At 49.6% G+C, this 25,946-nt stretch carries 25 protein-coding genes and 1 other RNA gene; 16 read left to right on the top strand and 10 right to left on the bottom strand.

Going from position 1 to position 25,946, the window contains the following annotated elements:
• Window positions 1–75: 75 nt before the first annotated feature.
• Together ACTHUT_RS01235 and ACTHUT_RS01230 are read left to right on the top strand one after the other, a co-directional pair.
• Window positions 76–1,176, top strand: coding sequence for a conjugal transfer protein (locus ACTHUT_RS01235; protein ID WP_440386266.1), 1,101 nt, complete (start codon window positions 76–78; stop codon window positions 1,174–1,176).
• An 85-nt stretch (window positions 1,177–1,261) separates the two neighbouring features.
• Window positions 1,262–1,726 carry a low molecular weight protein-tyrosine-phosphatase gene (locus tag ACTHUT_RS01230; protein ID WP_440386265.1) on the top strand — a complete coding sequence of 155 codons (465 nt, stop codon included), beginning with the start codon at window positions 1,262–1,264 and terminating at the stop codon, window positions 1,724–1,726.
• A 94-nt stretch (window positions 1,727–1,820) separates the two neighbouring features.
• Here the strand turns inward: ACTHUT_RS01230 and metW are convergent, their stop codons facing one another.
• Window positions 1,821–2,402, bottom strand: a complete 582-nt coding sequence (gene metW / locus ACTHUT_RS01225; protein ID WP_049322294.1) for a methionine biosynthesis protein MetW — start codon at window positions 2,400–2,402, stop codon at window positions 1,821–1,823.
• Window positions 2,399–3,538, bottom strand: a complete 1,140-nt coding sequence (metX, locus tag ACTHUT_RS01220) for a homoserine O-succinyltransferase MetX (protein WP_440386264.1) — start codon at window positions 3,536–3,538, stop codon at window positions 2,399–2,401. Before metX ends, metW begins: the two co-directional genes overlap by 4 nt.
• Before the next feature lie 116 nt (window positions 3,539–3,654).
• Between metX and ACTHUT_RS01215 the strand changes: the two genes are divergently transcribed.
• The gene (locus ACTHUT_RS01215; RefSeq protein WP_003747144.1) at window positions 3,655–3,855 is read left to right on the top strand and encodes a protein MIGRI; all 201 of its coding nucleotides are present in this window, start codon (window positions 3,655–3,657) and stop codon (window positions 3,853–3,855) included.
• 68 nt (window positions 3,856–3,923) lie between these two features.
• Here the strand turns inward: ACTHUT_RS01215 and nadE are convergent, their stop codons facing one another.
• Window positions 3,924–4,712 carry an NAD(+) synthase gene (gene nadE / locus ACTHUT_RS01210; protein WP_440386263.1) on the bottom strand — a complete coding sequence of 263 codons (789 nt, stop codon included), beginning with the start codon at window positions 4,710–4,712 and terminating at the stop codon, window positions 3,924–3,926.
• Window positions 4,713–4,814: 102 nt separating this feature from the next.
• Here nadE and ACTHUT_RS01205 point away from each other — a divergent pair, with 102 nt between their 5' ends.
• Genes ACTHUT_RS01205 through efp form a run of 3 tightly spaced genes read left to right on the top strand, consistent with a single transcriptional unit; the run spans window position 4,815 to window position 6,885 of the window.
• Window positions 4,815–5,093, top strand: a complete 279-nt coding sequence (locus ACTHUT_RS01205) for a hypothetical protein (protein ID WP_314589727.1) — start codon at window positions 4,815–4,817, stop codon at window positions 5,091–5,093.
• Between the two features lie 31 nt (window positions 5,094–5,124).
• Window positions 5,125–6,282, top strand: a complete 1,158-nt coding sequence (gene earP, locus ACTHUT_RS01200; protein WP_440386262.1) for an elongation factor P maturation arginine rhamnosyltransferase EarP — start codon at window positions 5,125–5,127, stop codon at window positions 6,280–6,282.
• A 42-nt stretch (window positions 6,283–6,324) separates the two neighbouring features.
• Entirely contained in the window at window positions 6,325–6,885 is a 561-nt protein-coding gene (gene efp, locus ACTHUT_RS01195; RefSeq protein ID WP_036490530.1) for an elongation factor P, read from the top strand.
• A gap of 62 nt (window positions 6,886–6,947) precedes the next feature.
• Here the strand turns inward: efp and ACTHUT_RS01190 are convergent, their stop codons facing one another.
• Window positions 6,948–7,547 carry an MlaC/ttg2D family ABC transporter substrate-binding protein gene (locus ACTHUT_RS01190; RefSeq protein WP_440386261.1) on the bottom strand — a complete coding sequence of 200 codons (600 nt, stop codon included), beginning with the start codon at window positions 7,545–7,547 and terminating at the stop codon, window positions 6,948–6,950.
• Window positions 7,548–7,712: 165 nt separating this feature from the next.
• Between ACTHUT_RS01190 and ACTHUT_RS01185 the strand changes: the two genes are divergently transcribed.
• The 3 genes from ACTHUT_RS01185 (at window position 7,713) to ssrA (ending at window position 9,702) form a co-directional block, all read left to right on the top strand.
• Window positions 7,713–7,928 carry a tautomerase family protein gene (locus tag ACTHUT_RS01185; protein ID WP_137040913.1) on the top strand — a complete coding sequence of 72 codons (216 nt, stop codon included), beginning with the start codon at window positions 7,713–7,715 and terminating at the stop codon, window positions 7,926–7,928.
• 84 nt (window positions 7,929–8,012) lie between these two features.
• Window positions 8,013–9,227, top strand: a complete 1,215-nt coding sequence (locus ACTHUT_RS01180) for a pyridoxal phosphate-dependent aminotransferase (protein ID WP_003747157.1) — start codon at window positions 8,013–8,015, stop codon at window positions 9,225–9,227.
• Between the two features lie 112 nt (window positions 9,228–9,339).
• Window positions 9,340–9,702: a transfer-messenger RNA gene (ssrA, locus tag ACTHUT_RS01175) on the top strand.
• A gap of 166 nt (window positions 9,703–9,868) precedes the next feature.
• Here ssrA and ACTHUT_RS01170 read toward each other — a convergent pair.
• From ACTHUT_RS01170 to hda, 4 genes are all read right to left on the bottom strand, one after another.
• A complete protein-coding gene (locus ACTHUT_RS01170; RefSeq protein ID WP_440386260.1) occupies window positions 9,869–10,654 on the bottom strand; it encodes an endonuclease/exonuclease/phosphatase family protein in 786 nt (261 codons plus the stop codon).
• Between the two features lie 157 nt (window positions 10,655–10,811).
• Window positions 10,812–11,126: a TonB family protein gene (locus ACTHUT_RS01165; RefSeq protein ID WP_003747161.1), complete on the bottom strand. Its 315-nt coding sequence runs from the start codon at window positions 11,124–11,126 to the stop codon at window positions 10,812–10,814.
• A gap of 59 nt (window positions 11,127–11,185) precedes the next feature.
• On the bottom strand, window positions 11,186–11,854 hold the full coding sequence (locus ACTHUT_RS01160; RefSeq protein WP_440386259.1) for an HAD family hydrolase: 669 nt from the start codon (window positions 11,852–11,854) through the stop codon (window positions 11,186–11,188).
• A complete protein-coding gene (hda, locus tag ACTHUT_RS01155; RefSeq protein WP_440386258.1) occupies window positions 11,851–12,519 on the bottom strand; it encodes a DnaA regulatory inactivator Hda in 669 nt (222 codons plus the stop codon). The genes ACTHUT_RS01160 and hda overlap by 4 nt, the downstream gene beginning before the upstream one ends.
• A 230-nt stretch (window positions 12,520–12,749) precedes the next feature.
• Here hda and ACTHUT_RS01150 point away from each other — a divergent pair, with 230 nt between their 5' ends.
• Genes ACTHUT_RS01150 through ACTHUT_RS01135 form a run of 4 tightly spaced genes read left to right on the top strand, consistent with a single transcriptional unit; the run spans window position 12,750 to window position 17,019 of the window.
• Window positions 12,750–13,388 carry a DedA family protein gene (locus tag ACTHUT_RS01150; protein ID WP_440386257.1) on the top strand — a complete coding sequence of 213 codons (639 nt, stop codon included), beginning with the start codon at window positions 12,750–12,752 and terminating at the stop codon, window positions 13,386–13,388.
• A gap of 46 nt (window positions 13,389–13,434) precedes the next feature.
• On the top strand, window positions 13,435–14,871 hold the full coding sequence (locus ACTHUT_RS01145; RefSeq protein WP_440386256.1) for an MBOAT family O-acyltransferase: 1,437 nt from the start codon (window positions 13,435–13,437) through the stop codon (window positions 14,869–14,871).
• 10 nt (window positions 14,872–14,881) lie between these two features.
• Window positions 14,882–15,910 (top strand): peptidoglycan O-acetyltransferase PatB, encoded by a 1,029-nt coding sequence (patB, locus tag ACTHUT_RS01140; protein ID WP_440386255.1) that lies wholly within the window; start codon window positions 14,882–14,884, stop codon window positions 15,908–15,910.
• Complete coding sequence (locus ACTHUT_RS01135) at window positions 15,907–17,019, top strand: SGNH/GDSL hydrolase family protein (RefSeq protein WP_440386254.1); 1,113 nt, start codon at window positions 15,907–15,909, stop codon at window positions 17,017–17,019. The genes patB and ACTHUT_RS01135 overlap by 4 nt, the downstream gene beginning before the upstream one ends.
• 110 nt (window positions 17,020–17,129) lie before the next feature.
• Here ACTHUT_RS01135 and ACTHUT_RS01130 read toward each other — a convergent pair whose 3' ends face one another.
• The gene (locus ACTHUT_RS01130) at window positions 17,130–17,720 is read right to left on the bottom strand and encodes a LemA family protein (protein ID WP_440386253.1); all 591 of its coding nucleotides are present in this window, start codon (window positions 17,718–17,720) and stop codon (window positions 17,130–17,132) included.
• Window positions 17,721–17,862: 142 nt separating this feature from the next.
• Window positions 17,863–18,951, bottom strand: a complete 1,089-nt coding sequence (locus tag ACTHUT_RS01125) for a metallophosphoesterase (RefSeq protein ID WP_440386252.1) — start codon at window positions 18,949–18,951, stop codon at window positions 17,863–17,865.
• 103 nt (window positions 18,952–19,054) lie between these two features.
• On the opposite strand from ACTHUT_RS01125, the gene ACTHUT_RS01120 reads away from it, so the two are divergent.
• The 3 genes from ACTHUT_RS01120 to ACTHUT_RS01110 all read left to right on the top strand — a co-directional run bounded on the left by ACTHUT_RS01120 (window position 19,055) and on the right by ACTHUT_RS01110 (window position 25,856).
• The gene (locus ACTHUT_RS01120; protein ID WP_440386251.1) at window positions 19,055–19,963 is read left to right on the top strand and encodes a Dyp-type peroxidase; all 909 of its coding nucleotides are present in this window, start codon (window positions 19,055–19,057) and stop codon (window positions 19,961–19,963) included.
• A 211-nt stretch (window positions 19,964–20,174) separates the two neighbouring features.
• Window positions 20,175–21,842, top strand: coding sequence for a ShlB/FhaC/HecB family hemolysin secretion/activation protein (locus ACTHUT_RS01115; RefSeq protein ID WP_440386250.1), 1,668 nt, complete (start codon window positions 20,175–20,177; stop codon window positions 21,840–21,842).
• A 255-nt stretch (window positions 21,843–22,097) separates the two neighbouring features.
• On the top strand, window positions 22,098–25,856 hold the full coding sequence (locus ACTHUT_RS01110; protein ID WP_440386248.1) for a hemagglutinin repeat-containing protein: 3,759 nt from the start codon (window positions 22,098–22,100) through the stop codon (window positions 25,854–25,856).
• The last annotated feature ends 90 nt before the right edge of the window (window positions 25,857–25,946 follow it).

Genomic DNA, 25,946 nt, shown 5'->3' with positions numbered 1-25,946 from the left:
TCATGTATTAACAAGCACACCAACCGACTAAATTGCTATAATCGCCACACTTACAACACAACACTTCAAACCGTCATGAAAACCTTTGTTCTTCCCGATACCCGCCCTTATCCGCAAAGCCCTATCAAAAACCACCTTCTGCTCAATGCCTATCAGCTGGCGCACAACTCCTCCTCCGCATCACGCAAACTTTCGGCCGGCCAACTGCAAACCGAAATCCGCACCATGCTCAGCCAAAACCATTACATCAACCTTTCATTGGCAATGACCATGGCGCCCGATGTCGGCACTTACACCAGCCTGATTCAAAGCGTGGGCGAAGTCCTGAAGGCAGAAAACGATAACGAAGCCCAATGGTTTGCCCTGCCTGTCGTTTTGGTTGCCGGTTGCAAAAAAGAACAAACCCTACCGCTCACGCTGCCTACCGAAGCCCTCTTCGCCTGCCTGCAAAACTACCCCAACCTGCGCGCCCTCACGCAAAACACGCAATGGCTGCCCTACCTCGTTCAATCGACCGATTTGAGCAGCGTTACCCCGGGCGAATGGTTCCAAGCCAAGCAAAACGATGAAGCGGCAGGCGCATTCCTGCAAAAATTCGAATACAAACCATTGGTGCTGCCCGAAGGCCAATCCGTCCATGTTGTTTACGCGCTGGGCTACGGCGATAAAAGCATTCAGACGGCCTTGGGCCTCAACCTGCAACAGGCAGGCCTGCCGCTGATGCAGGTTTGGCAAGAGCATCTCGCCCTCGACGGCGTTACCCTCTTTACCAACCCGCTCTCGCCCAATACGCCGCTTGACACCCTGACCGAAGGCAGCCATACCCGCCAACGCATGGCCATGGACGTTTTTGCCACCAACGCCATCCGCGCCATCCGTATGCAAAGCCCGCGCGTCGGCGTTGTTGCCGCAGCCAAGGCGGACGGCAAGCTCCAGTTTAGCTTCAACGCGACCGACAGCGCGTTTGAAATCGTTCCGCAGACCTTCACTTGGGAGCTGGCCTCAACCGACAATATCGCCATCGTGCAGCAAAACTTCCTCGACCTGATGGCCGAATGCCGCATCGAGCACCTCTACCTGCTGCACAACCCACTGGGTGAAAACGAAAACATCCCGACTTATGCCCAAGCGTTGAAACTGGAAGGCCACAATCCTTTCTTCAGCAATGTAAACTAAATTGAAAATGCAACACGCAAGGCCATCTGAAAACGGTTCAGCGTGTTGCATTGATTTTCAAACCTTACCGCTCATTTTCACAAACATGAAAACCCACAAAATCCTTTTCGTCTGCCTCGGCAACATCTGCCGCTCCCCCATGGCCGAATACGTCCTGCGCCACCGCGCCCACGAAGCAGGCATGGGCAATGCCGTCATGACATCCAGCGCAGGCACATCAGGCTGGCACGACGGCGAAAACATGCACGAAGGCACGCGCCGCGTGCTCAAACAACACGGCATCGACCCGTCAGGTTTTACCAGCAGCAAAATCAAACCCAGCGATGCCGAACATTTCGACTACATCATCGTGATGGACGACAACAACCTCAGAGAAACCGAAAAACAGCTCGGTTTCCACCCCGGCAAAATCTTCAAACTGACCGACCTTATCCCCGACTCAGGTTATAACCACGTTCCCGATCCGTGGTACACAGGCGACTTTGACGAAACCTACCGCCTGGTCGATGCCGGCAGTTTGGCCTTGTTGGAAAAATTGAAACAGGCTTAAACCGGCTGGAACAATAAAAGGCCGTCTGAACAGGTATCCGCAAAAGCCATGCTTTCGTGATGACCTGTTCAGACGGCCTTTATTAATCACCACATCAACCTACGCGGTAAAACGCCAGGCTACCCAATAAATTCGGCAGATGTTTGACCTGTCGGTTGCCCGTCATGACCGCACGCTCAAGCACGCGGATTTTGTTTTTGGCACACAGCAAATCAAAATCTTTGAGGGTACACCAATGGATATTGGGCGTATCGTACCAATGATACGGCATACGCTCGGAAACCGGCATATGGCCGCCGACGGCGATTTGAAAACGGTTGCGCCAGTAGCCGAAGTTAGGGAAGCTGACGATAGCCTGTTTGGCCACGCGCATCAGGCAGCGCAGGATTTTTTCCGTGTTCTGCATGGCTTGAATGGTTTGGCTCAAGACAATCACATCAAAGCTTTGATCGCCAAACGCCGCCAAGCCCTCTTCCAAGTCGGCCTGAATAACGTTTACACCGCGGGTCATGGCGGCAATCACGCTGTCGGTATCGATTTCAATACCGTAACCGGCGCAGTTTTTATGCGCCACCAACGCGGCCAGCAGCTCGCCGTCGCCGCAACCTAAATCGAGTACGCGGCTGCCTTCGGGTATCCAATCGTAAATGAGTTGCAAATCATCGCGCAGATTCATTTTTGGCAGTCCTTGTAAACGTTGTTCATATAAGCGGCAACAGCGCGGATATAGGCTTCGTCTTCCATCAAGAAAGCATCATGGCCGTGATTGGATTTGACTTCGATGTACTGCACGGATTTTTGCGCGGCGATTAATGCCTTGACCAATTCATGCGAACGTTGCGGCGAGAAGCGCCAGTCAGTGCTAAAGCTGGCAACAAAAAATTTGGCCTGCACATTCTCTACGGCACGCGTGAGGTTGTGGCCGTAATCGGCGGCCGGGTCGAAGTAGTCGAGCGCCTTGGTCATCAGCAGATAAGTGTTGGCATCGAAACGGCCGACAAACTTGTCGCCTTGATAGCGCAGATAAGATTCCACTTCAAATTCAACGCCATAGCCGTACTGATAGCCGTCTGATTTTAAAATGCGGCCAAATTTTTTACCCAAACCGTCTTCGGCAAGATAAGTAATGTGCCCCATCATGCGCGCGATACGCAAACCGCGTGAAGGAACGGTATGATGGCTGCGGTAATTACCTTCGTGAAAATCAGGATCGGTCAAAATCGCCTGGCGGGCAACATCGTTAAACGCGATATTTTGGGTGGAAAGTTTAGGCGCGGAAGCGATAACGAGCGCGTGGGCAACGCGTTCGGGCAAAGAAATCGTCCATTGCAATGCCTGCATGCCGCCCAAACTTCCGCCAACAACGGCCGCCCATTTTTGGATGCCGAGATAATCGGCAAGCATGGCTTGGGACTTCACCCAGTCTTTGACGGTTACAACCGGAAAATCCGCACCATATTCGCGGCCGGTTTCAGGATTCTCGGACAAGGGGCCGGTGCTGCCGTCGCAGCCGCCCAAGTTGTTCAAACCGACAACGAAAAAGCGGTCGGTATCAATAGGTTTGCCGGGGCCGACCATATTGTCCCACCAACCGGCGTATTTATCCTCCGCACTGTGCTTGCCGGCAACATGATGATTGCCTGATAAGGCATGGCAGATAAGGACGGCATTGCTTTTGTCGGCATTGAGCGTGCCGTAGGTTTCAATCATCAGGTCGAAACGAGGTAAGGTTTTGCCGTTTTCCAGAGCAAGCGGTGTGTCAAACGGAATTTTCCGGGGCGTTACAATGCCCACTGAGGCATTTGTTGTCATTTGTAATTTCCAAGTGATGCGGCAAAAGGGGTATTATAACGTTTCGTTTTTGTTTTGTGCATGAGGCTTCAGAAGGCCTGCCCTAATTAGAGGCAATATTTTTGGGAGGATATGGAATGATAGGCAGGCTTTTGCGATTCTTTTTCTTTTGCGCCATCGCGGCATTGATTGTGAACCGTCTGTTCAGCCGCCAACAAAAGCGCACCATTCGGGAAATCGCCAAAATCAGCGCGTGGGTATTGCTGGGCGCGGCGGCGGCTACGCTGTTTTGGTATCTAATGATGCTGTTTTTCAAGCATATTCCCAATTCTTATTGAAATAAAATATAAAAGGCCGTCTGAAAACCTTAATCCAGCGTTTTCAGACGGCCTTTTGATGTTCAAACTTAAAAAAATTCTTCCGGAATCTTGCAAACAGGAATCGGATTGACTTTGTGCTGCATGGCTTTGTGCAATCGGGTATAGATTGCCAAAACTTCGCGCTGCCTGCCCTCAAAATCTTCAGGCTTGTGGCTGCCGTACACGCTCATCGCCCATTCGAGTTCGGGATAAGATGCGCCCATTTGCTCTTCATCGGTACGCTCGGTATCCCAAAGGCCGTCTGTCGGTACGGCTTTTTGAATGTCTTCCGATACGTCCAACTCGGCTGCCAGCGCGTACACTTGAGTTTTGGTCAAATCGGCAATCGGGCTGATGTCCACGCCGCCGTCGCCGTATTTGGTGAAGAACCCAACGCCGAAATCTTCAATTTTGTTGCCCGTCCCCGCCACCAGCAAACCATGCAGCTGGCCGTAATAATAAAGCGTCGTCATGCGAAGGCGGCTGCGTGCATTGGCCAGTGCCAGCTGTTTGTTGGGAAATTCGGTTTCGCTGACGTCAACGGTATCGGCAAACGTATCGAACGCCGGGGTCAAATCAACGCTTTGCGCTTTTACGTTAGGATAACGCTGTTTCAGACGGCCCATGTGTTCTTGTGCGCGGTTGACTTGGTCGGATTTCTGACGAATCGGCATTTCCAACAACAAAACCGACAAACCGGTTTGCGCGGCAAGTGTGGAAACCACGGCAGAATCGATGCCGCCGGATACGCCGACGACAAAACCTTTGGCACGCGCCTGCTCGGCGTAATCTTTGAGCCATTGAACGATATGGCGGATGATGGCTTGGGTTTGCATAGGGATAAATGTTCGTTTCAAATAAACCGAATGATAGCCTGATTTGCACTTGTCTGAAAGACGACAGGGTATAATGTTTCTTTTATTTCTTGCACACACACCATGTCCAAACCCATCCTTCTGCGCTGGCTCGCCGTCTGCCTGATTCCGCTCGCCACCCTTTTGTGGTTTGCCCTCAACCCGCCCGAAGACAAAACGCAACACCTCATCAACGGCATCATCCTTGCCTGCGAAGCCACGTTCCTATTCAAATTCGTCCTCTTTGACGTCATCAAACACCACCTAAAACAAGAGCCCGAATTGAAACGGCAAAGCATATGGATGTTTATCCCGATTATTTTGCTGATTGTTTATTTGTTCCACTATTTCGGCGCATTCTGATGTTTTCAGACGGCCTTGGGCATATTTTTCCATGAACACTACCCTACCTTATACCTGCTGGATTTTCTGCAACGTCATCGACAACTTCGGCGACATCGGCGTTTCATGGCGGCTGGCGCGTATTTTGCAACGCGAACTCGGCTGGCAAGTGCATTTATGGACAGACGATTTCCCGTCCCTTCAAGCACTTTGCCCTGATTTGGCCTCGATTCCCAATATCCATCAAAGCATCGGCATTCACGCTTGGCAAGCCGACCATGCCGAAGATACCGACACAGCCCCTACTCCCGACATCGTCATCGAAACCTTCGCCTGCGAACTGCCCGACAACGTTCAAACCATCATCCGCCAACACCAACCGCTTTGGCTCAACTGGGAATACCTCAGCGCAGAAGACAGCAACGAGAGGCTGCACTTAATGCCCTCGCTACAGGCCGGCGGCATACAGAAATATTTTTGGTTTATGGGTTTCAGCGAAAAAAGCGGCGGCCTGCTGCGCGAACGCGATTACGCCGAATCTGCCCGCTTTGATACGGAAACCTTACGCCGACAACTCAAACTTCCCGCAAAAAACGCGCCCGAATGGCTGCTTTTCGGCTATCAAAGTGATATTTGGGCAAAATGGCTGACCATGTGGCAACAGGCCGGCCAACCTATTACCCTGCTGCTTGCAGGTACGCAAATCATCGCCAGCCTGAAAAACAGCGGCCTAGTGCCGCAAAACGCCCTGCTTGAAGACGGCGATGTGTATCAGAGCGGACACATTACCCTGATCAAAATCCCTTTTGTCCCCCAACAGGATTTTGACAAACTGCTCAACCTTGCCGACGGTGCCGTCATACGTGGCGAAGACAGCTTTGTTCGCGCCCAGCTCGCCGGAAAACCCTTCTTTTGGCACATCTACCCGCAAGAAGAAAATATCCATCTCAACAAGCTGCACGCGTTTTGGGACAAAGCGCATCAGATTTATCCGGATGTTGTCGCCACGGCACACCGCCTCCTTTCCGACGAACTCAACAACGGCGAAGCACTCAGCGACAACCAACGCCTGCAGGCATGGCAAACCCTGACGGCACATCAAAACGAATGGCGCCAAAGCGCGGCAAAATGGCGGGACGGACTTTTTGTCCAAAAAAGTGCCACCGAAAAACTTGCCGCCTTTATTTCAAAGCACAAAAAAATACGCTAAAATAGCGCGTTTTATTACAACCGATTTGATTGGAAAACCACAATGAAAACAGCACAAGAACTGCGCGCCGGCAACGTATTCATGGTCGGCAACGATCCTATGGTCGTTCAAAAAACCGAATACATCAAAGGCGGCCGCTCTTCCGCCAAAGTCAGCATGAAACTGAAAAACCTGCTGACCGGTGCCGCTACTGAAACCATTTACAAAGCCGACGACAAATTCGACGTCGTGATCCTGTCCCGCAAAAACTGTACTTACAGCTACTTTGCCGACCCAATGTACGTCTTCATGGACGAAGAGTTCAACCAATACGAAATCGAAGCCGACAACATCGGTGACGCGTTGAAATTCATCGTTGACGGCATGGAAGACCAATGCGAAGTTACTTTCTACGAAGGCAACCCAATCTCCGTAGAATTGCCTACCATCATCGTTCGCGAAGTTGAATACACCGAGCCTGCCGTTAAAGGCGATACTTCCGGCAAAGTGATGAAAACCGCACGTCTGGTCGGCGGCACTGAAATCCAAGTGATGTCTTACATCGAAAACGGCGACAAAATCGAAATCGATACCCGTACCGGCGAATTCCGCAAACGCGCCTAATCAGCCCGTAATACAAAAAGGCCGTCTGAAACAAGTTTCAGACGGCCTTTTATCAATCTGCCTTATTGTTTCTTCAAGCCCTTGGCTTCGACAGTGGCAATCGTACCGTCAATGCCTTTGCTCTTAATCAGCTCGCCAAATTGATTGCGGTATACCGTTACCAAGCTGGTACCATCCACGCGGATGTTGTAAATCTTATACGCACCGCCGCTTTGGTAAAGCTGGTAGGCCACTTCATACTTGGTGCCTTTTTTGGTTTGAATTTCCGAGAAAACATCAAACTTATTGCCGTTTGCCGTCATCTTCGGCAACAGGCGCACATTCGCATCTGCCGCACCAATCAGTGCAGAGTGCGAGTACATTGCAATCACCATATCTTTGAATGCACGGATAAAATCGGTTTTCTGTTTGGCAGAAAATTCACGCCATGGCGCACCAACCGCCAAAGCCGAAATACGCTCATAATCCAGATAACGGTCGGCATACTGCTCAACCTGTTTCACACGCTGCGCCTCTGTCAAAGACGTATTGCGTGCAATTTTCAACACGGCATCAATGTTCTGCTGCATCTGCTTTTGCGCCGGATGCGTTTCCGCCGCCACATAAGGCGCGGCAATCACCATCGGAGCGGCCACAATCAAAGTCTGGAGAAAACGGTTCATGATGATATCCATCCAAAATAAAACCGCATTGTAAAAACAATCCATTCCAAAAAACTTAATTCTTTGTAAAAGCAGGCATGGGCAATGAAAAATCCTGCAATTAAATTTCAGACGGCCTGATAAAAATAAGATAACATATAAACATTATTTTCAAAGGAGGAAGCCATGCCCTACGTCAACATTAAAGTGACCGGCGGCAGCGAAGCCCCGAGCACGGAGCAAAAAGCTGAATTAATCCGCGGCGTCACCGAATTACTCTCACGCGTTCTCAACAAAAACCCTGAGACAACCGTCGTCGTCATCGACGAAATCGATATGGACAACTGGGGCATAGGCGGTAAAAGCGTGACGGTTCGCCGTGCCGAAGCGCGCAATAAGTAAGCCTTGGCCGTCTGAAACCCTTTTAATTTACCCGCAAAAAGAGTACATTTATCCCATTGTTAACAATTTTACGGAACACACATCATGGAGAAATTTCCCAAATCATCCAAACTGGATCACGTTTGCTACGACATCCGCGGCCCGGTTCACAAAAAAGCCCTGCAACTGGAAGAAGAAGGCAACAAAATCCTCAAGCTCAATATCGGCAATCCGGCTCCGTTCGGCTTTGAAGCGCCTGATGAAATCTTGGTTGACGTCATCCGCAACCTGCCCACTTCTCAAGGCTACTGCGACTCCAAAGGCCTTTACTCCGCACGCAAAGCCATCGTCCACTACTACCAAACCAAAGGACTGCTCGACGTTACCGTTAACGACGTTTACATCGGTAACGGCGTGTCCGAGCTGATTACCATGTCCATGCAGGCATTGCTCAACGACGGCGATGAAATCCTAATTCCTGCGCCTGACTATCCATTGTGGACCGCCGCCGCGACACTGGCCGGCGGTACCGTCCGCCATTATCTATGCGACGAAGAAAACAACTGGTTCCCCAACCTGGCCGACATGGAAGCCAAAATTACGCCTAAAACCAAAGCCATCGTCGTCATCAACCCCAACAACCCGACAGGTGCGGTGTACAGCAAAGAAATCCTGCTCGAAATCGCCGAATTAGCGCGCAAACACGGCCTGATTATTTTTGCCGACGAAATTTACGACAAAATCCTCTACGACGACGCAGTACACCACCATATCGCCGCGCTTGCCCCCGACCTCCTGACCGTTACATTCAACGGTCTCTCGAAAGCCTACCGCGTTGCCGGATTCCGTCAAGGCTGGATGATACTTAACGGCCCGAAACATCATGCAAAAGGCTATATCGAAGGCTTGGACATGCTCTCGTCTATGCGCCTTTGTGCCACCACACCCATGCAACACGCCATTCAGACGGCCTTGGGCGGATACCAAAGCATCAACGAATTCCTCCTCCCCGGCGGCCGCCTGCTCGAGCAACGCAACAAAGCATGGGAACTGGTCAACCAGATTCCGGGCATATCCTGCGTCAAACCCATGGGCGCATTGTATATGTTCCCTAAAATCGATACCGAAATGTACAGCATCCACGACGACATGAAATTCATCTACGACTTACTCGTACGTGAAAAAGTCCTGTTCGTCCAAGGCACAGGCTTTAACTGGATACGCCCCGACCACTTCCGTATCGTTACCCTGCCGCCCGTTCATCAAATTGAAGAGGCCATGGGCAAACTCGAACGCTTCCTGCAAAACTACCGTCAATAAACCTAAACAAAGAGGCCGTCTGAAAAAGCAAACCGCTGTTCAGACGGCCTTTTTAATCAAACAGCAACTTGGCAAAGCCCGCCGACATGCGTATAATCAACCCTTCCTATCTGGGGGCGATCTTGGTTTCGACGGGGGTTGCAAAGCAGATGCGGGCATACCGGGGTCTCAGATTTCCCGTTAAACACTGAATCAAAATAGTCGCAAACGACGAAACTTACGCACTGGCCGCTTAAGGCCTGCCGTTGCAGCAGTTGGTCAATGGGCTGTGTAGCGAAAGCTACCGCAACGTCATTCTACATTGACTGGTTTTCTGTCGGGTTACTTGGCAGGAAACGAGATTTAAGGTAACTGGTTCTCTGAAGGCCTGTTGGTCGGCATGATGGGGACAAGATTCTAAATAGACACAACTAAGTATGTAGAACGCTCTGTAGAGGACTTTCGGACGGGGGTTCGATTCCCCCCGCCTCCACCAGATTTAAAGCGCAAACTTTTGATTTAAAAAGGTTTGCGCTTTTTTATAAACTTAAAACAGGCCGTCTGAAACATTTCAGACGGCCTTATTTTCTTCTCAAATATCTGAGTGACAGATACTTTTTCTTTCAATATATTGCCAATGGTGCTTAAGAAAGATTTCAACCTTATATTTTTCTATCGGACTTCATCTCCATTTTACGATGCGGTCTAACTGTTACACTCAACGGCAGATGATCTGATAAATGCTGCCAGTCTTTACTGTTGTGGATTTCAGAATCGATGACATCAAGATTGCGCGTGTAAATGCGGTCGAGACTGAGGATGGGTAGGCGCGAGGGGAAGGTTTTGGGACGTTTGCCTGTATTATCGACAAATACTTCGTTCAAATCTAATGCCCTGCCCAGCTCACGTGCTGATTTTTGCCGCCAGTCATTGAAATCGCCGGCAATAATCAAGGGGCTGTCAGGGTTGATGTGGCGGTCGACATAGTCGCTGATGGCGCGGTATTGTTTGATGCGGTCAGGTTCGCGCAGATTGAGGTGGACGCACAGACACACCAGCGGATCTTCCCAGCCTTCGGGTACGACCTCGCAATGCAACAGGCCGCGCTGTTCGAGTTTGTTGACGCTGATGTCGAGGTTGTTTTCCGTTTTCAGCGGCAGGCGGCTGAGAATGGCATTGCCGTGGTGTCGTTTGGGATAGACGGCATTTTTACCGTAGCTGCGATGATAATCGAGGCTGTCGCCGATGATGTCGTAATGCGGCGCATCGGGAAAATCGGTACGACGGCTTCTGTTGAGATGTTGTCCTTGGACTTCTTGTAAAAACAAAACGTCCGAACCCAATGCACCCAGCGCGTCAGCCATGCGGTTGACCTGCACTTTGCGGTTGAGCGCAGACATGCCTTTGTGCATATTGTAGGAAGTAATGGTAACTGGACGGGGAGACATGATGTGTGATGAAGCGGTTTATTTGTTTTAGTATAGCACCGGAGCGTGTGGTTTTACGGCAATTTTGGTTATACTTGTTTAAAGAATAAAACGGCGTTTTGACAGGAAATTTCCCAATCAAAACGCCTTTTGTTTTTCAGACGGCCTTGCGTCCGAATCAGTTGTTGATTACTTCAACATTGGTTTCAAAAGTAACGGTGTGTTGGTATTTAGATGCGGTTTTGCGTTTAGGATAAGGATATTTGGAAACGCTTTTCACTGCGCGTTCGTCCATTTCAGGATTGCCGCTGGATTGAATGATATTCACGCGGTCAACGTTGCCGGCAGGAGTCGTGAAAACATCCATCAAAACGGTTTTAACACTGCCGTTTTGCGCTTTCATGGCTTCCAAAGTTTCGGTATCGGCTGCTTGTGCAGTACCGAATACAGCGGCAAACAACAGGGCTGAGGCGAGGAGTTTAGTCGTTTTCATGTTTTAGTCCTTATTAGGGTTGTGGTTAGGTTAAATATTTCAGACGGCCTGATTCGTCTTTATTTGAAATTCAAAATCGGCCAACCTTTTGCTTTAGCTTCTTTTTCCAGCTCGGCATCCGGATTGACGGCGACAGGTTCGTCCACGATACGCAGCAGCGGCAAGTCGTTTTTGGAGTCGCTGTAAAAATAAACCTTGCCGTAGCTTTCAAAGGTCTCGCCACGCTCGGCAAGCCATTGGTTCAATCGGGTAATTTTGCCTTCTTTCAGGCTGGGCGTACCGACATAGTTGCCGGTATAGCGGCCGTCTTCGCCGGTTTCAAGCTGCGTGCCGATAACGTTGTGAATACCGAAAAGATGGCAAATCGGGGTAATGATGAATTCGTTGGTCGAAGAAATAACCAGCATTTCGTCACCCGCCATTTGATGGCTTTGCACCAACATCCGCTGCATCGGTGAAATATACGGAACAATATATTCGGCCATAAACTCGCGATGAAACTCAGCCAATTCTTCCTTGCTGAATCGGGCCAAAGGCGCGAGATGGAATTTAAGGAAGGAATCGATATCAAGACAACCGTTTTGATAGTCTTGGTAAAACTTTTCATTTTGCGCCTCGGTTTCAGCCGCATCGACTATGCCTTTTTTAATCAGGTATTGCGGCCAGGAGTGATCCGAATCGGTATTGATCAAGGTATTGTCGAGGTCGAAAATGGCAAGGTTTTTCATTGGGTTTCCTGTTGTTTTAAAAGCTGGCGCAAAAGCGACAAAGTAATGCGCTTGCCCATCATAACGGCGTAGTTGTCGAGGGTATCGAGCATTTGCATCAGACTGTCCATATCGCGCCGCCAATGGTTCAGCAGGTATTCGAAGATTTCCGGATCGATGGTTACCTGACGGGCGGCGGCCATGCTGACAAGCGCATCGATTTTTTCTCGGTCGGTCAACGGTTTAACTTCGTAAACCAGGCAATACGCCATGCGTGTGCGCAAGTCTTCACGGATAACGAGCTGCTGCGGCGTATATTCGGAACTCAAAAGCAAAAAACCTTTGCCGCTGTTGCGGAAGCGGTTGAAGATGGCAAACAGTAAAGCCTGTTCTTCATTATTAAGCTTTTCGATTTGGTCAATGGCGAGATATTCTGCATCCAGCGCGGCTTCTGTCAGCGGCGTGGCGGCGGCGTCAATATAGAGGGCATTTCGTCCGGCATCGAGCGCCTGGGCGACCCATGCCTGCAAGAGATGGCTTTTGCCTGCGCCCTCTTCGCCCCAAACATAGATAAACTGCCCATGTTTGTGCTGCAACACATACACCAGCTCGGCATTTTCTGTTCCCAGAAATTTGTCGAAGCCGGGATAATCATGGCTGGCAAAATCGAAGATGAGCTGGTTCACAAAGGCGCACCGGTTAGGTTGAAATCGGCTTTATTTTACGTTGTTTTGCGGTTCACCATCAAGGATAAAGGCCGTCTGAAGCCTATACCTGCAACATATCTGCACTTCTAAACATATCTTGACGCGCTTACGGCATTGGTTTTATTCCGCTTTGGTTTTACAATGTCGAACTTCTCGCCGAAACATTTGTCTGTTCTTTTTCAGACGGCCTTTTTATTTGGGGAACCTTAGTGATTTCTACCCTTATTGATTTCATCCTCCATATCGACCAACACCTTGTCCACCTCTCCGCCCAATACGGCCCGTGGATTTACGCGATTTTGTTTGTTGTAATTTTCTGCGAAACCGGTTTGGTTGTGACTCCATTTTTACCTGGCGACTCGCTGCTGTTTGCTGCCGGCGGTATTGCAGCCATCGGCGGCATGAACATCCACGTCATGGTATTGCTGCTCTTAGCAGCCGCTATTTTAGGCGATGCGGCCAATTTTATGATCGGCAAGTATTTTGGACAAAAACTGTTTGCCAATCCGGATTCCAAAATTTTCCGCCGCTCGTATTTGGAAAAAACCCATGCGTTCTATGAAAAACACGGCGGCAAAACCATCATCATTGCGCGCTTTGTGCCGATTGTGCGGACGTTTGCGCCATTTGTCGCAGGTATGGGCGATATGCACTACGCGACGTTTATCCGTTACAACATTATCGGCGCAGTGTTGTGGGTATTGTTGTTTTCCTATGCAGGCTACTTCTTCGCCAATATCCCCGTCGTCAAAAACAATCTGGGCTTAGTCATGGCGGCAATCATCGTGATTTCGATTTTACCCGCGGTAGTCGAAATTATCCGCGCCAAACTTAACGCCCAAAAATAACAATTAATCGAAAAGTTTGAAAGTTTAAACACATCAAGGAATTGTCATGCCGTTGCTGTCTATTGAGTTTGCGGTATTCTTTATCGTATTTTTACCCTTGTACTGGGCATTTGCACGTTTGCCGCAAGTTCAAAACGTTTTACTTTTGGTTGCCGGGCTGGGCTGGCTTTACCGTATCGACCCCATTTTTGCCGCACTGATTTTGGTTTACTCGTCTGTGGTTTACCTGATCAGCGTGCTGATGTTTTCTGAAAACGAGAATATCCGCAAATTTTGGCTGGGTTGCGGTATTTCGGCGGCATTGACTGTTTTGTGTTTCTTCAAATATTTCGACTTTTTCCGCCCGATTATTCAGCAATATACAGGGCAAAGCGCCGTCATCGACATTATTTTGCCTTTGGGCTTGTCTTATTACACTTTCCAATCGCTGGCTTACTTGGTGTATTGCTACCGCGAGCCTAAAGGGGACCGTTTTGAGTGGCACGAGCTCCTACTGCATCTGAGCTTCTTCCCCACCATCACATCCGGCCCGATTATCCGTGCGGCCGCTTTTAAAAGCATAGACGGCGAACAAGCGGGCGCATTGGCGCAAATCCGCACCAAACAGGCACGCCAACTGATTTATCCGGCGTTGGCGGTCGGCCTGATTGTGTTGGGCATTGCCAAAAAGTGGTGGCTTGCCGGCGTATTGGCGGAAGGCTGGGTATCGCCTGTTTTTGAAAATCCGGCCCAGTTCGACGGCTGGGGCGTGTTGTCTGCGATTTATGGCTACACCTTCCAACTCTTTTTCGACTTTTCCGGCTACTCGGATTTGGTCATCGGCTTGGCCATGCTGCTCGGCTTCCAGTTGCCGAAAAACTTCGCCGCGCCGCTTCGCGCCATCAACATCCGCGACTTCTGGGACAGATGGCACATCAGCCTATCCACTTGGATTCGCGACTATATCTATATCCCTTTGGGCGGCAGCAAAAAAGGCTTCGGACGCACCCAGCTCAATCTGATGATTGCCATGTTGCTCTCCGGCATTTGGCATGGCTACGGCTGGAGCTTTTTGATTTGGGGCGCGCTGCACGGTGCGGCCTTGGTATTACTTAACTGCGGCGATAAAATCGTCGGCCGCAACGCCTTAGGCCGTCTGAAAATCGGCAAACCGCTCGCCTGGCTGTTTACCTTCCATTTCGTTTGTTTCGCGTTTGTCGTGTTCAACAGCGCAACGCTTGCCGATACGGAAATGCTGTTCAGCGCCTTATTTGCCAATGATAAAGGTTGGAACGCGCCTCTGCCGACCGACCTCATGTTGCTGGGTGCCTTTGCACTGATGCTTTTGCTGTACCCGTATTTGCTTCGCTTATTTGAAGTATCGGTAAAAGGCTTGGACAAACTGCCTGCATGGCTGTGGTTTATCCCCATCACGCTGATCCTCGCCCTGATTATCGTCTTCGCCCCGTCCGGCATTCCCGGCTTTATTTACGCTAACTTCTAAGGAGCAGAACATGAAACGCTTTATCTCCCTGTTTGTTTCGATTCTGCTCAGTGCGGTTGCGCTGACGTGGTTTGCCCAAAACTCCATCAATGCCTATTGGCAGCAGACCTATCATGAAAACAGTCCGCTTGAGCCTTTATCCGAATACGCTTGGTGGCAGATTGGTGCGGACTGGCAACAAAAAGCCTACGAATTTTCAGACGGCCTGAAAGCTTCACTGGAAACAGAAGATGCTTTAGCTTCAGAAGACTCTGGTATTGAAACAACAAGGCCGTCTGAAAATACGGAAAACATTGAAACATCGGACAATCAAAAAGAGACTGCCGCTTCTGATGCGGCTAACAATACGGATACCGCCGCCAGCGAGCCAAGCAATCAGGCTGATCAGTCGGCAACGCAGGTTGTATTGAAAAAAGGCAACAAAGTTTTCTTTGCCGGCGACTCGCTGATGCAGGGCGTTGCACCTTTCGTACAAAAACACCTCAAGCAAGAATATGGCGTACAATCGGTCAACCTCAGCAAACAAAGCACCGGCTTGTCCTACCCCAACTTCTTCGACTGGCCAAAAACCATCGAACAAACTTTGCAAAAAGAACCCGACATCCGCGTTTTGGTTGTATTCTTAGGCCCTAACGACCCATGGGATTTCCCGATGGGTAAAAAATACCTGAAGTTCGCTACCCCCGAATGGGAAGCAGAATACCTCAGCCGCGTCCGCCGTATTCTTGATGCAGCCTCCACACATGATGTCCAAGTCATTTGGCTGGGCATTCCTTACATGAAAAAAGCCAAGCTCAACGAACAGATGCGCTACCTCGACAAAATCCTGTCGGGTACAGTATCGCCTCAAGCCATCTGGCTGCCGACCGACAAACTGTTGAGCAACGGCGCAGAAGAATATGCCGACTCCGTCAAAGTCAACGGAAAAATCATCCGTTACCGCAGCAAGGATGGCATTCACTTTTCCGCAGAAGGCCAAAAACTATTGGCCGAAAAAATTATGGAAAAAATTAATTTTACACACGATACACAACCATGAAATTGAATAAAACCTTACTCCTCACGCTTCTCGCACTCCCTATTACCGCCTGCGCAACCAATGACGGCCTGTTAAGCAACTACGGCTCCAACCGCCCTGCCTGGCTGAACAAACTGCAACAGCTCAACAATACTTCAGACGGCAAGTTCCGCATTATCCAAGTCGGCGACTCACACACCGCCGGCGACTATTTCACCGACCGCCTGCGCCGCCGTTTGCAACAAAAATGGGGCAACGGCGGCATCGGTTGGGTTTACCCCAACACCGTCAAAGGCCAGCGCATGGCAACCGTCCGTTACAGCGGCAGCGGTTGGAACACCATCAGCAGCCGCAAATCACACAGCGACTTCTCTTTCGGCGGTATTGAAGCACGCGCCGACGGCGGCAGCGTTACCTTAAGCGCAGCCGACGGCAGCATGGATACGCAACAAATCTCCATTTTCGGCAAACCTGTTTGGTCCGAGCAAACCCTGATTGTCAACGGCCGCGAAATCCCGGCCAAACAAAACGGCTGGCAACTGTTGCATACCAACGCATCTCTACCGATAACGCTCAGCAGCAGCATGCCTTGGCAAATCGGTTTCATTAACATCGAACGCCCCGGACGCGGCGTAACCGTTTCCGCCATGGGCATCAACGGCGCGCAATTGTCCCAATGGTCAAAATGGCGGCCGGGCATGTGGGAAGATTTGGCACAAACCAAAGCCGATTTAATCATCCTTGCCTACGGTACCAACGAAGCCTTTTCCGGCAACCTCGATATTTCCTCTACCGAACGAACATGGCGCAACTACATCCGTCAAATCAAAAACACCCTGCCCAACGCAGGCATCCTGATCCTCGGCGCGCCGGAATCTTTGAAAACCGCCTACGGCAGCTGCGGCAACCGCCCTGTCTTGCTCAGCGAAGTACAACAAATGCAGCAACGCGTTGCCCGTGACGAAAAAATCATGTTCTGGTCTTGGCAAGATGCAATGGGCGGCGCATGCAGCATGAAAAACTGGATGGCGCAAGGATTGGCAGCCAAAGACGGCGTTCACTTTTCTGCACAAGGCTATGAAACTGCAGCCGATAAGCTTGCCGACAGCCTGATCCGCTTTGCCCAATAAATTGGCAAAAGCCTAAGTATTTTTCTCATTCACAGCACAAAAAAGGCCGTCTGAAATTCATATTTCAGACGGCCTTTTGTTTATGGCTTATTCAATAAACTGCTTTATTTTTAAGCCAATATATTGCTGCTTATTCGTTGCGTTTGGTTTTCCGTAAAACGAACCAAACTTGCCTGCTTGTCAAAGCCTAATGGCTTGGCGACAAGGCGGTTGGGCAATTTGTTTAAATGGTGGTTGTAGCTTCCGGCTCTGCGGTTGTAAGTGCGGCGTGCCGATGCGACTTCTGCTTCTGCGGCATCCAGCATTTCCATCAAACCGGCCAATTTCTCATCAGGATGTTGTTTCAAAAGGCTGTTGACGGCGGTTTGTAATTTTTTCAGCGCATGATTCAATGCTGTTTCGGCTTCGCACAGATGTTTGATTTTGGATTCGGAAAATGTTTTGGCGGTTTGCGCCAATGCGGTTTCGACTTCGGCACACATCTGCTGAACGTTTTGATCCGATGCAATGCCCTGCTCTTGCAGGTGTTTGCTGTATGCATCCAATACATGACGGACGGCCTGATGCCGACAGTCGAGCGCAATGCGCAAAGAGACAAAGGATTCGCGACAGTCTTTTTTGCGGTCTTTCAACTGTTGTTTGAAATACAATAAGACGGCGGCGATTGATACGAAGATAAGTGCAAGACTGATAATGCCCATAGTGAGTTCCCTAGTTATGATGCCACTCATATCGGTGGCTGATTTTATTAACATCGATTATAATCCAATTTCAATATTTTTTCCCAATTTTCATAAAAAAGGCCGTCTGAAATTCAGACGGCCTGAAGTTTATATTTCTATTTCAATGCTTTGACTTGATGTCAATCACCCACACTTCTGATTGCGAACCCAAACGCAGGGGAATGCCCCAGAAGCCATAGCCCGAAGTAGTGAAGAAATGACCGTTACCGATTGCCTCATAGCCGTAAGCAAGACGATAAAGCGTACGGACGATAAGGTTGGCAGGTGCAACTTGGCCGTTGTGGACATGGCCGGAAACCTGCACATCAATCGGCAGCCGGGCATGGGTTTCGATTGAAGTAGGACGGTGGTCCATCAATAAAACCGGTAATTGGGTATTTTGACCTTCTAAAAGCTGCTCCGCACTGGGGCGTTTGTGATCCAAATCATCGCTCCGCCCCACCAGCAACACACCATTCACTTCCAAAACCTGATTGGCCAAAACCGTCAAACCTGCCGCTTCCAATTCATGTTTGATACGCTTCTGATCGCGGAACCAATCATGATTGCCCAAAGTGGCGTAAACGCCCATTGGCGCAGTCAGCTTCTGCAAATGCGGTTTCATGTTTTCTTTCAGGTACGCATCGACGGTATCATCCATCAAATCGCCCGGCAGCAACACCATGTCGACTTGTTCCTGCTTCATAATGTCCGTCAGTTTGTCCAATTGACGTGCGCCGAACAAAATCCCCAAGTGCAAATCGCTGGCCACGCCGATACGCAGCGGTTTATCCATTTTCTTATTGATGAATACAGTCTGATGGCGGACCACGGGCGTATAGGCGTTATACATCCCCAAACCGAGCAAACCGATCACAAACAAAGGCGCAAACAGACGCAGGCTTCGAGAAAGCGGTTGGCGTGCTACAAAACGGCGCAGCAAAAGATACAGGATAAATGTCGCCAACGCGGCATACATCACAAACAGCAAGATCACCATCCAAAACGCCACCACGCGGAACATCATATGTCCCAATTCCAGCAGCAAGCCGACCAGCAAGCCGTTTGTAATGAAATAGGAAATACCCATCAGCCAACGTCTGCCGATTTTGCCAATCCAAGGCGCAAACAGCCATTGCAGTGAACGCCCAAGCCCGAATGTAAACACTTGCAACAGAATGACGCTCACAAAAAACATCTTGCCAAACATGCCTTTCCGCCCTAAAAAATCAAAAGGCAGATTTTAGGCCGTCTGAAACTTTCAGTGTATAATCCACCGCGTAAAAACCCATAATATTTTGAAAGGAATCATCATGAGCCACCCTCAATCAGCTATTATTCCTGATCACGCACAAGCCGGTATTTTTATCGAAGCAGATATTTCAGACGGCCGCAACGAAGACATCAAATCTGCCTGCCGCCTTTCTTTGGAATCCTTGGCCAAACTGAAAACCCGTTTTCCAAATGATATTTTGGGTTTGACCATTGCCTTCGGCAGCCGCGCATGGCAATCGTTCGGCCATACTGACGAAGGCAGTGAAATCAAACCTTTCCCCGAATTGGGCAACGGCCTTGCCCCTTCCACCCAACACGACCTCTATATCCACATTCAAGCCACCGAGCAAAAAGCCGCCTATGCCTTAGCTCAATCTGTTTTCGGCGCATTCGGCGACAGTATCCGCGTATCCACTGAAGAACACGGCCTGCGCCTGTATGAAGACCGCGGCTTGGACGGTTTTGTCGATGGTACGGAAAATCCTCAGGGTGATGACAATGTACGCAATGTCGCCATTATTCCCGAAGGCAAACCGGATGCCGGCGGCAGCTATGTTTTGCTGCAAAAATACCTGCACGATTTGAAAAAATGGGATGCCGTTCCTACTGCCGAACAAGAAGCCAGCGTTGGCCGCAGCAAAGAAGCCAACGACGAATTCAGCAAAGACGTACGCCTGCCCGACTCACATCTCGGCCGCGTCAATGTCAAAGAAAACGGCGTTGGTTTGAAAATCGTCCGCCGCAGCCTGCCCTTCGGCAAAATCAGCGGCGAACATGGTTTGATGTTCACTTCCTATTGCAACACGCTGCACAATATCGAAGTTCAACTGCTCAATATGTTCGGCGATGCAGACGGCAAAACCGACTTACTGCTGAAATATTTGTCTAAAGCCGTATCAGGCGCCTACTACTACGCACCTTCTGTCGAACGTTTGCAAAATCTTTAACGGCTCACAGGCCGTCTGAAAAAACCTGCCTTTTCAAAGGCAGGTTTTTGTTATTCAAATCCCATTAATATTTTTATGGTATCATCATAGAAATTTATTCCATTATTGCTTAATAAACCCTGATTGCAGACAAGGATAAAAACCGATACGCCCCAGACAGCTATTTTCGATAAAATAAACCCGATTATTATCCCTATAAAATTACGACACCATGTATAAATCCCGCCTCCTTCCCCTGCCCGTATTGATTCTCTCCGCACTGAACGCCTATGCGGCCAATACGCCGAATCCGCCTGATCAAATCGATAAAAACGTATCCAACCAATTCGACAAAGACTTCCGCGACAATCTCGACCAGATTCATTCGGTTGAAATCCAAAAACGCGAGCAGTCGGCATGGGATTTACAGAAAAAACAAGATAATGACGCGGTTGCACAAGAAGGGCCGTCTGAAAACAATACCGAATGTTTGGATTACACTGGTATCGAGCTTTCCGGCATTACCCTTATCGATTCCCAAAAGATTGAAGCCAAGCTCCCCAAATGCATCAATCAAAACAGCATCAACCAACTGAACCGGGACATCGTTGCCGAGTATATCGCTCAAGGCTATCCGCACACGCAAATCAAATTTGAAACCACGCCTGAACGCGTCCTGAAATTGGCCGTCATCGAAGGCAAAATCCGTGAAATTACCGGCAGCTCCCGTACGGTCAACGTCAATACCCTCTTCCCCAATCATCAAGGTAAACCGCTGAACATCCAATACCTCGACCAAGGTATCGAACAGGCAAACCATGTTGCCGGCAACAACGTCAGCATCGATGTTTATCCGCATGATGACGGCACCGCCTCCATCCAACTCAACAACGATGCCGAAAAACATTGGGGCGGCAGCATTACCATCGATAATAAAGGCAGCAAACCCAATACCACGACACTGCGCGGCAGCCTGAATATTGGCAGCCCGTTGGGATTGAGCGACTCCCTTTATCTAAACGGCTACACCAATCTAAACAACCACGACAGCCATTACAGTCGCGGCGGCAGCCTGTTCTACCAAGTTCCTTACGGCGCATGGACATTCAGCACTTACGCCGCCGCGTCGCAATCGCAAAGCATCCTAACGCCCAACGTAACGCGCTACGCCTACCGCTCCCAATCCAAAGCGGCAGGAATCAAAGCAGACCGCGTATTCTCACGCAGTCAAAAACACATTGCCTCCGCCTATGTCGGCATCGATTATGTGAAACAGACTGCAAAATTTGCCGACAGCAAACTGGAATTGCAAAGCCCGGAAATTTATTCGGCACAAGTCGGCCTGTCGCACACGGCCATCCTGCCAAACGGCATTTGGCTCAACAATATCGGTGTGGAACAAGGGTTTGCGAAAAATACCGAACATACGCCGTTTGACAAGCGCTATACCTCTGTATCCTTGCAAAGCAATTTGATTCAAAACCGCCTATTGGGCAAATGGATCGTGCGCAACCATCACCAAATCGATGCCCAATATAGCCCGCATGATTTGTTTGCCGCCAAAGAAATGGACATCGTCGGTTATCAAAATGTACGCGGTTTCCGTTCGACTTCTTTGAGCGCAAGCAGCGCAGTCCTGTTGAGCAATACCGTTTATTTCCGCCGCAATACGCCTCACGGCATCTATATCGAACCTTATCTGGGCGCAGACATCGGCGTTGCCAAAAATCATCACGAAGGTTCGCAACGCGCCATGGGCTTAGTGGCAGGTTTGAATTTGGGCAAGGCGGACAAATGGCAGCTTTCTGCCGACTACGGCAAAGGTTTTGCGCGCATGCCCAACCAATCAAACAGCGAAAAACAGGATCATGTGACCGTTTCTTTACGCATTCCATTTTAAAATTATGTAAATATATATCCTTTTATCCAATATATAAACCGCTCATCTTAACGTTATTAATTTTCTATTAATATCAACAAGATGAGCGGCTTTTATTTGCATTTGAAATAGTGCACACAAGGTCATACTGGTGGTATGATTGTAAAAATTTCCATACCAATGTTAATACATTCAAAAGTTTTCTCAACAGAAATCCGATACCCGATATGGGATTTCTGATTCACTCTCCATCACGATAAATAAGGATTAAAATCCATGAAAATCGACACTTTATATCAGCCTAAGCTCTCAGCTTCCGGCAAAGTGACTGTCACCGTGTGCTTTGCATTCCTGGGAAATGCAGCGGTAGCCGCCAATATCGAAGCCATCGGCCAAACTTCGGTACAGCAGCAAAACAATGTCGACATCGTCAACATTGCCGCACCGACGGCCCAAGGTCTTTCTCACAACCAATACAACAAGTACAACGTTTCCCAACACGGCGCCGTTTTGAATAACGCCCTGTCCGCCGGTAAATCCCAACTGGCCGGAAACCTGTCTGCCAATAAAAACTTCCAAGGTCAGGCCGCATCTGTGATCTTGAACGAAGTGGTCAGCAAAAACCCTTCCCTGATTTTGGGTCAGCAAGAGATCTTCGGTATTGCCGCAGACTATGTTTTGGCAAACCCTAACGGCATTACCCACAACGGCGGCAGCATCCTGAATGCCAACCGCGCATCCTTGGTTGTCGGTACGCCAACCGTTTCAGACGGCACGTTGAAATCTTTCCATATCAGCGACAATGGCAAACAGCTGCAAGTAAACGGCAATTTGAGCGGTAACCGTGTGGTTGACCTGCTCGCGCCGCAAGTTGTGGTCGGCAAATCAGCCAACGTCAATGCCGCCGATGCCATCAACGTTTCTTCAGGCAAAAGCAACTTCGACTACAAAACCGCACAAATCGAAGCCTTGGACACAGCTTCAAATGCGCCGGTTCTTGACGGCCATATCTTTGGCAGTATGCGCGCCGGTACCATCCGCATCCACGCGACCGACAAACGCGCCAAACAAAACATTCAAAACGCCGCCATTACCGGCACCCGCTACCTGAATATCGACAGCAAAGGCAACCTGAGCATCCAGTCCGCCAACCTGACCGGCGCACAAATGGAATTGTTTGCCCGCGATACCGACATCAAAGGCACGGTTACCAGCCATTCCGCCAACAAATCTTCCAGCGGCAAAGAAGCGCAAAATGTTCAGCACTTCCGTTCAGACCGCAACAAAACGGAAACCTTTACCGCCAGCAATATCAATGCATCCGAGTCATTGACTCTGAACAACAGCGGAAGCCTCAACTTAAGCGCGGCCAACATCAATGCCGGCGCACTGACTGCTTCTGCCAAAGGCAACATCAATTCTAACGCGGTAAAAACCACCAACCGTACAGAATCCGACCACACTCAAAGCAAAGGCCTTTGGTACAACAACAACCTGAGTTCTTCTGTTGACGAAAGCCTGCATCAAACCAAAATCAATGCCGGTTCTGTCAATATCGCCACCACCGGCAAAGTCCAATTGGACGCAACCGAACTGAACTCGGCTGCCGATGCACGCATTGCCGCCCAACAAGGCATCGTATTGAGCAGCAACAGCGAAACCGACAGCAGCTCGACTTATGTCAGCTTCAAAAACGAAACTGCTGCCCTGAAAACCGGTATCGCTACAAAATCCTCCAAAAACTCTACCGCCCATGAAACCAAAATCTCCGCAGCCGGTGATATCGGTTTGATTTCCGAAGGCGATTTGAGCACTTACGGCGCAAGCATCGCGGCAAACGGCAATGTCGTTACCGATGTCAACAACATCAACTTGGGTACGCAAACCACCATCAACACCAACAGCCTCGATGACCAGAAAAAATACTGGGGCGGCCTGTTCGGCGGTGAAAGCCAAGTTCAAAACAACCGTACCGAAAACCTGCACGGCAGCAGCATTACTGCCAACTCAAACGTAGTTTTGGGTGCAAAAAACGGCGTCAACGTTTACGGCAGTACCGTCGAAGGCCAAGCCGGTACATTCGTCAGCTCCAAAGCAGGCAATGTTGATATTAAAAACGCCACCAGCACCGATACTTCCGCACAAAGCGCGCGTAAAGGTACGATTTTCAATATCACGACCTCTAAAACCAGCAGCAACAGTAGCATTGAAAAAGTAACCGGTTCTACCCTGGTTTCCAATGCCGACCTGACCGTTGTTTCCAACAAAGACATCAATGTGATCGGCTCTGCATTGTTTGCGGCACAAAAACTGCAACTGGCTTCCGCAGGCGATTTGACCATCGATGCTGCCAAAGCGGTAGAAAACAAACAGGTCAACGAGTATTCCATCAAAGGCTACTCCGGTACTGAAACCAATAAAGAAAACGGCAGCGTGACTGCCAAAGCCGGTATCAAATTCACCGATACCCACACCGACACCCATTCTGTCGGCCTGAGCGGCAGCATTTTGACCGGTAAAAACACCCAGTTGTCTTCCAACTCAAACGTTACCGTCAGCGGCAGCCAAGTCAACGGCGAAGAATCCGTCAACATTTCCGCAGCCAATGACGTCAATGTTGTTGCCTCCAAAGGCAGCAGCACAGTAACCGAATCCGGCCGCGTAACCGATTTGGGCGTATCTGCCACCGCATACGGAAAAAATAACGCCGCAGGCGTCGGCGTATCTGTCGGCATTACCAGCACCAAAACGGATGCAACGACCGTAACGGACACATCTCATGTATCCAACATCAACACCGGCGGCAACACCACCATCACTGCCAACGGCAATATTAATCAAGAAGGTACCGTGATTAATGCGACCGGCAATGTGATTGAGTCTGCCAAAAACGTTACCCATGCAGCGGCACACAGCGGCGCGAAATCCGATGTGAAACAAAACGGCGGCGGTTTGGTCGTTTCTGCCGGCATCAGCACCAACAAAGGCATCGGCGGTGAAATCACTGCACAAGGTCAAGGCAACTCTTCGACCCACAATGAATCCACTGCAACCGTCACCACCATCAACGCAGGCAATGCCATCGTTTTGGCAAATGACAAAGTGTCTGATGAAGGTACAAAATACGATGTAACCGGTGCAATCAACATTGATGCAGGTTCATACCACAACACTGCCGCCCACAACACCAGCAACAGTAGCAGCAAACAAGGCGGCGCGTCTTTGACTGTCGGCGCATACACCAAAGACGGTTCAAACGTTGATGTGAATGCCAACCTGAACGTCAACTACGCTGATGAAAACAAAAAAGAATCTACCGCCGTCAAAGGCGATATGAATGCGGCCAATGTTGTCATCAACGCCAAAGACTCTGCTGAAATCGCATCCAATATTACCGCCAACAACAACGTCAACATTACCGCAGGCAACGGCGTAACCTTCACCGAGTCAGCCAATACTGCCTCCAACCAAGGTACAGCCGTTAATGTCGGTATTGGCGCTGGTGCGACAATCAATGTTGAAACCGGTGTAGCCGTTCCTCACGTCAACGGCTCTGTCGGCGTCAACAAAACCGATAACGCTTCTTCTACCGCCGCAGGCGCGAATGTAGCGGCCGGCAACGATATTAAAATCAATGCCAACAACGGCGACGTCAACCTGCACGGTACCAACTTAGTATCCAACAACTCCGTTGAAGTAGAAGGCAACAAAGTCAATACTTCCGGCGCGATCAGCAGCGTTAACGAAAAAAATCTGACCGTCAATGTCAACGGCAGCTACGCTTCAGGCAAACCAAACGGCGGCATCAACGCCAAAGGTAAAAATGACGCCAACGTAACCAATACGGCAAACGTCATCCAAAGCGACAATGTTGTTATTACTACCGGCTCTCCAACCGGTTTGAGCGTCAACAATACGGCCATCAACGGTAATAATGTTGTGCACTACTATGACAACACTAAAGCTTCTGCGGCGAACCGTTATACCTATCGTCCTCGCCAACCAAGCTACGCCAAACGCCGTTTGCGCTACTAAGATGCGCTATTGAAGTCATTGAATAGCCATTAAGACATGCCGTCTGAAAACAGAAAGTTTTCAGACGGCATTTTTATCATCAATGCAAAA

It is taken from the genome of Neisseria sp. P0022.S010 (assembly GCF_051956635.1).
This window is presented reverse-complemented; position numbering and strand designations above follow the sequence as displayed.

Excerpts from the sequence above, each read along its gene's own strand:
- ACTHUT_RS01110 (WP_440386248.1), top strand. The coding sequence starts at position 22,098 with ATGAAAATCGACACTTTATATCAGCCTAAGCTCTCAGCTTCCGGCAAA.
- ACTHUT_RS01215 (WP_003747144.1), top strand. The coding sequence starts at position 3,655 with ATGATAGGCAGGCTTTTGCGATTCTTTTTCTTTTGCGCCATCGCGGCA.
- earP (WP_440386262.1), top strand. The coding sequence starts at position 5,125 with ATGAACACTACCCTACCTTATACCTGCTGGATTTTCTGCAACGTCATC.
- metX (WP_440386264.1), bottom strand. The coding sequence starts at position 3,538 with ATGACAACAAATGCCTCAGTGGGCATTGTAACGCCCCGGAAAATTCCG.
- ACTHUT_RS01115 (WP_440386250.1), top strand. The coding sequence starts at position 20,175 with ATGTATAAATCCCGCCTCCTTCCCCTGCCCGTATTGATTCTCTCCGCA.
- ACTHUT_RS01135 (WP_440386254.1), top strand. The coding sequence starts at position 15,907 with ATGAAATTGAATAAAACCTTACTCCTCACGCTTCTCGCACTCCCTATT.
- ACTHUT_RS01120 (WP_440386251.1), top strand. The coding sequence starts at position 19,055 with ATGAGCCACCCTCAATCAGCTATTATTCCTGATCACGCACAAGCCGGT.
- ACTHUT_RS01170 (WP_440386260.1), bottom strand. The coding sequence starts at position 10,654 with ATGTCTCCCCGTCCAGTTACCATTACTTCCTACAATATGCACAAAGGC.
- ACTHUT_RS01130 (WP_440386253.1), bottom strand. The coding sequence starts at position 17,720 with ATGGGCATTATCAGTCTTGCACTTATCTTCGTATCAATCGCCGCCGTC.
- patB (WP_440386255.1), top strand. The coding sequence starts at position 14,882 with ATGAAACGCTTTATCTCCCTGTTTGTTTCGATTCTGCTCAGTGCGGTT.
- ACTHUT_RS01205 (WP_314589727.1), top strand. The coding sequence starts at position 4,815 with ATGTCCAAACCCATCCTTCTGCGCTGGCTCGCCGTCTGCCTGATTCCG.
- ACTHUT_RS01235 (WP_440386266.1), top strand. The coding sequence starts at position 76 with ATGAAAACCTTTGTTCTTCCCGATACCCGCCCTTATCCGCAAAGCCCT.
- ACTHUT_RS01230 (WP_440386265.1), top strand. The coding sequence starts at position 1,262 with ATGAAAACCCACAAAATCCTTTTCGTCTGCCTCGGCAACATCTGCCGC.
- ACTHUT_RS01145 (WP_440386256.1), top strand. The coding sequence starts at position 13,435 with ATGCCGTTGCTGTCTATTGAGTTTGCGGTATTCTTTATCGTATTTTTA.
- ACTHUT_RS01125 (WP_440386252.1), bottom strand. The coding sequence starts at position 18,951 with ATGTTTGGCAAGATGTTTTTTGTGAGCGTCATTCTGTTGCAAGTGTTT.
- ACTHUT_RS01185 (WP_137040913.1), top strand. The coding sequence starts at position 7,713 with ATGCCCTACGTCAACATTAAAGTGACCGGCGGCAGCGAAGCCCCGAGC.
- ACTHUT_RS01160 (WP_440386259.1), bottom strand. The coding sequence starts at position 11,854 with ATGAAAAACCTTGCCATTTTCGACCTCGACAATACCTTGATCAATACC.
- metW (WP_049322294.1), bottom strand. The coding sequence starts at position 2,402 with ATGAATCTGCGCGATGATTTGCAACTCATTTACGATTGGATACCCGAA.
- ACTHUT_RS01165 (WP_003747161.1), bottom strand. The coding sequence starts at position 11,126 with ATGAAAACGACTAAACTCCTCGCCTCAGCCCTGTTGTTTGCCGCTGTA.
- ACTHUT_RS01190 (WP_440386261.1), bottom strand. The coding sequence starts at position 7,547 with ATGAACCGTTTTCTCCAGACTTTGATTGTGGCCGCTCCGATGGTGATT.
- nadE (WP_440386263.1), bottom strand. The coding sequence starts at position 4,712 with ATGCAAACCCAAGCCATCATCCGCCATATCGTTCAATGGCTCAAAGAT.
- efp (WP_036490530.1), top strand. The coding sequence starts at position 6,325 with ATGAAAACAGCACAAGAACTGCGCGCCGGCAACGTATTCATGGTCGGC.
- ACTHUT_RS01180 (WP_003747157.1), top strand. The coding sequence starts at position 8,013 with ATGGAGAAATTTCCCAAATCATCCAAACTGGATCACGTTTGCTACGAC.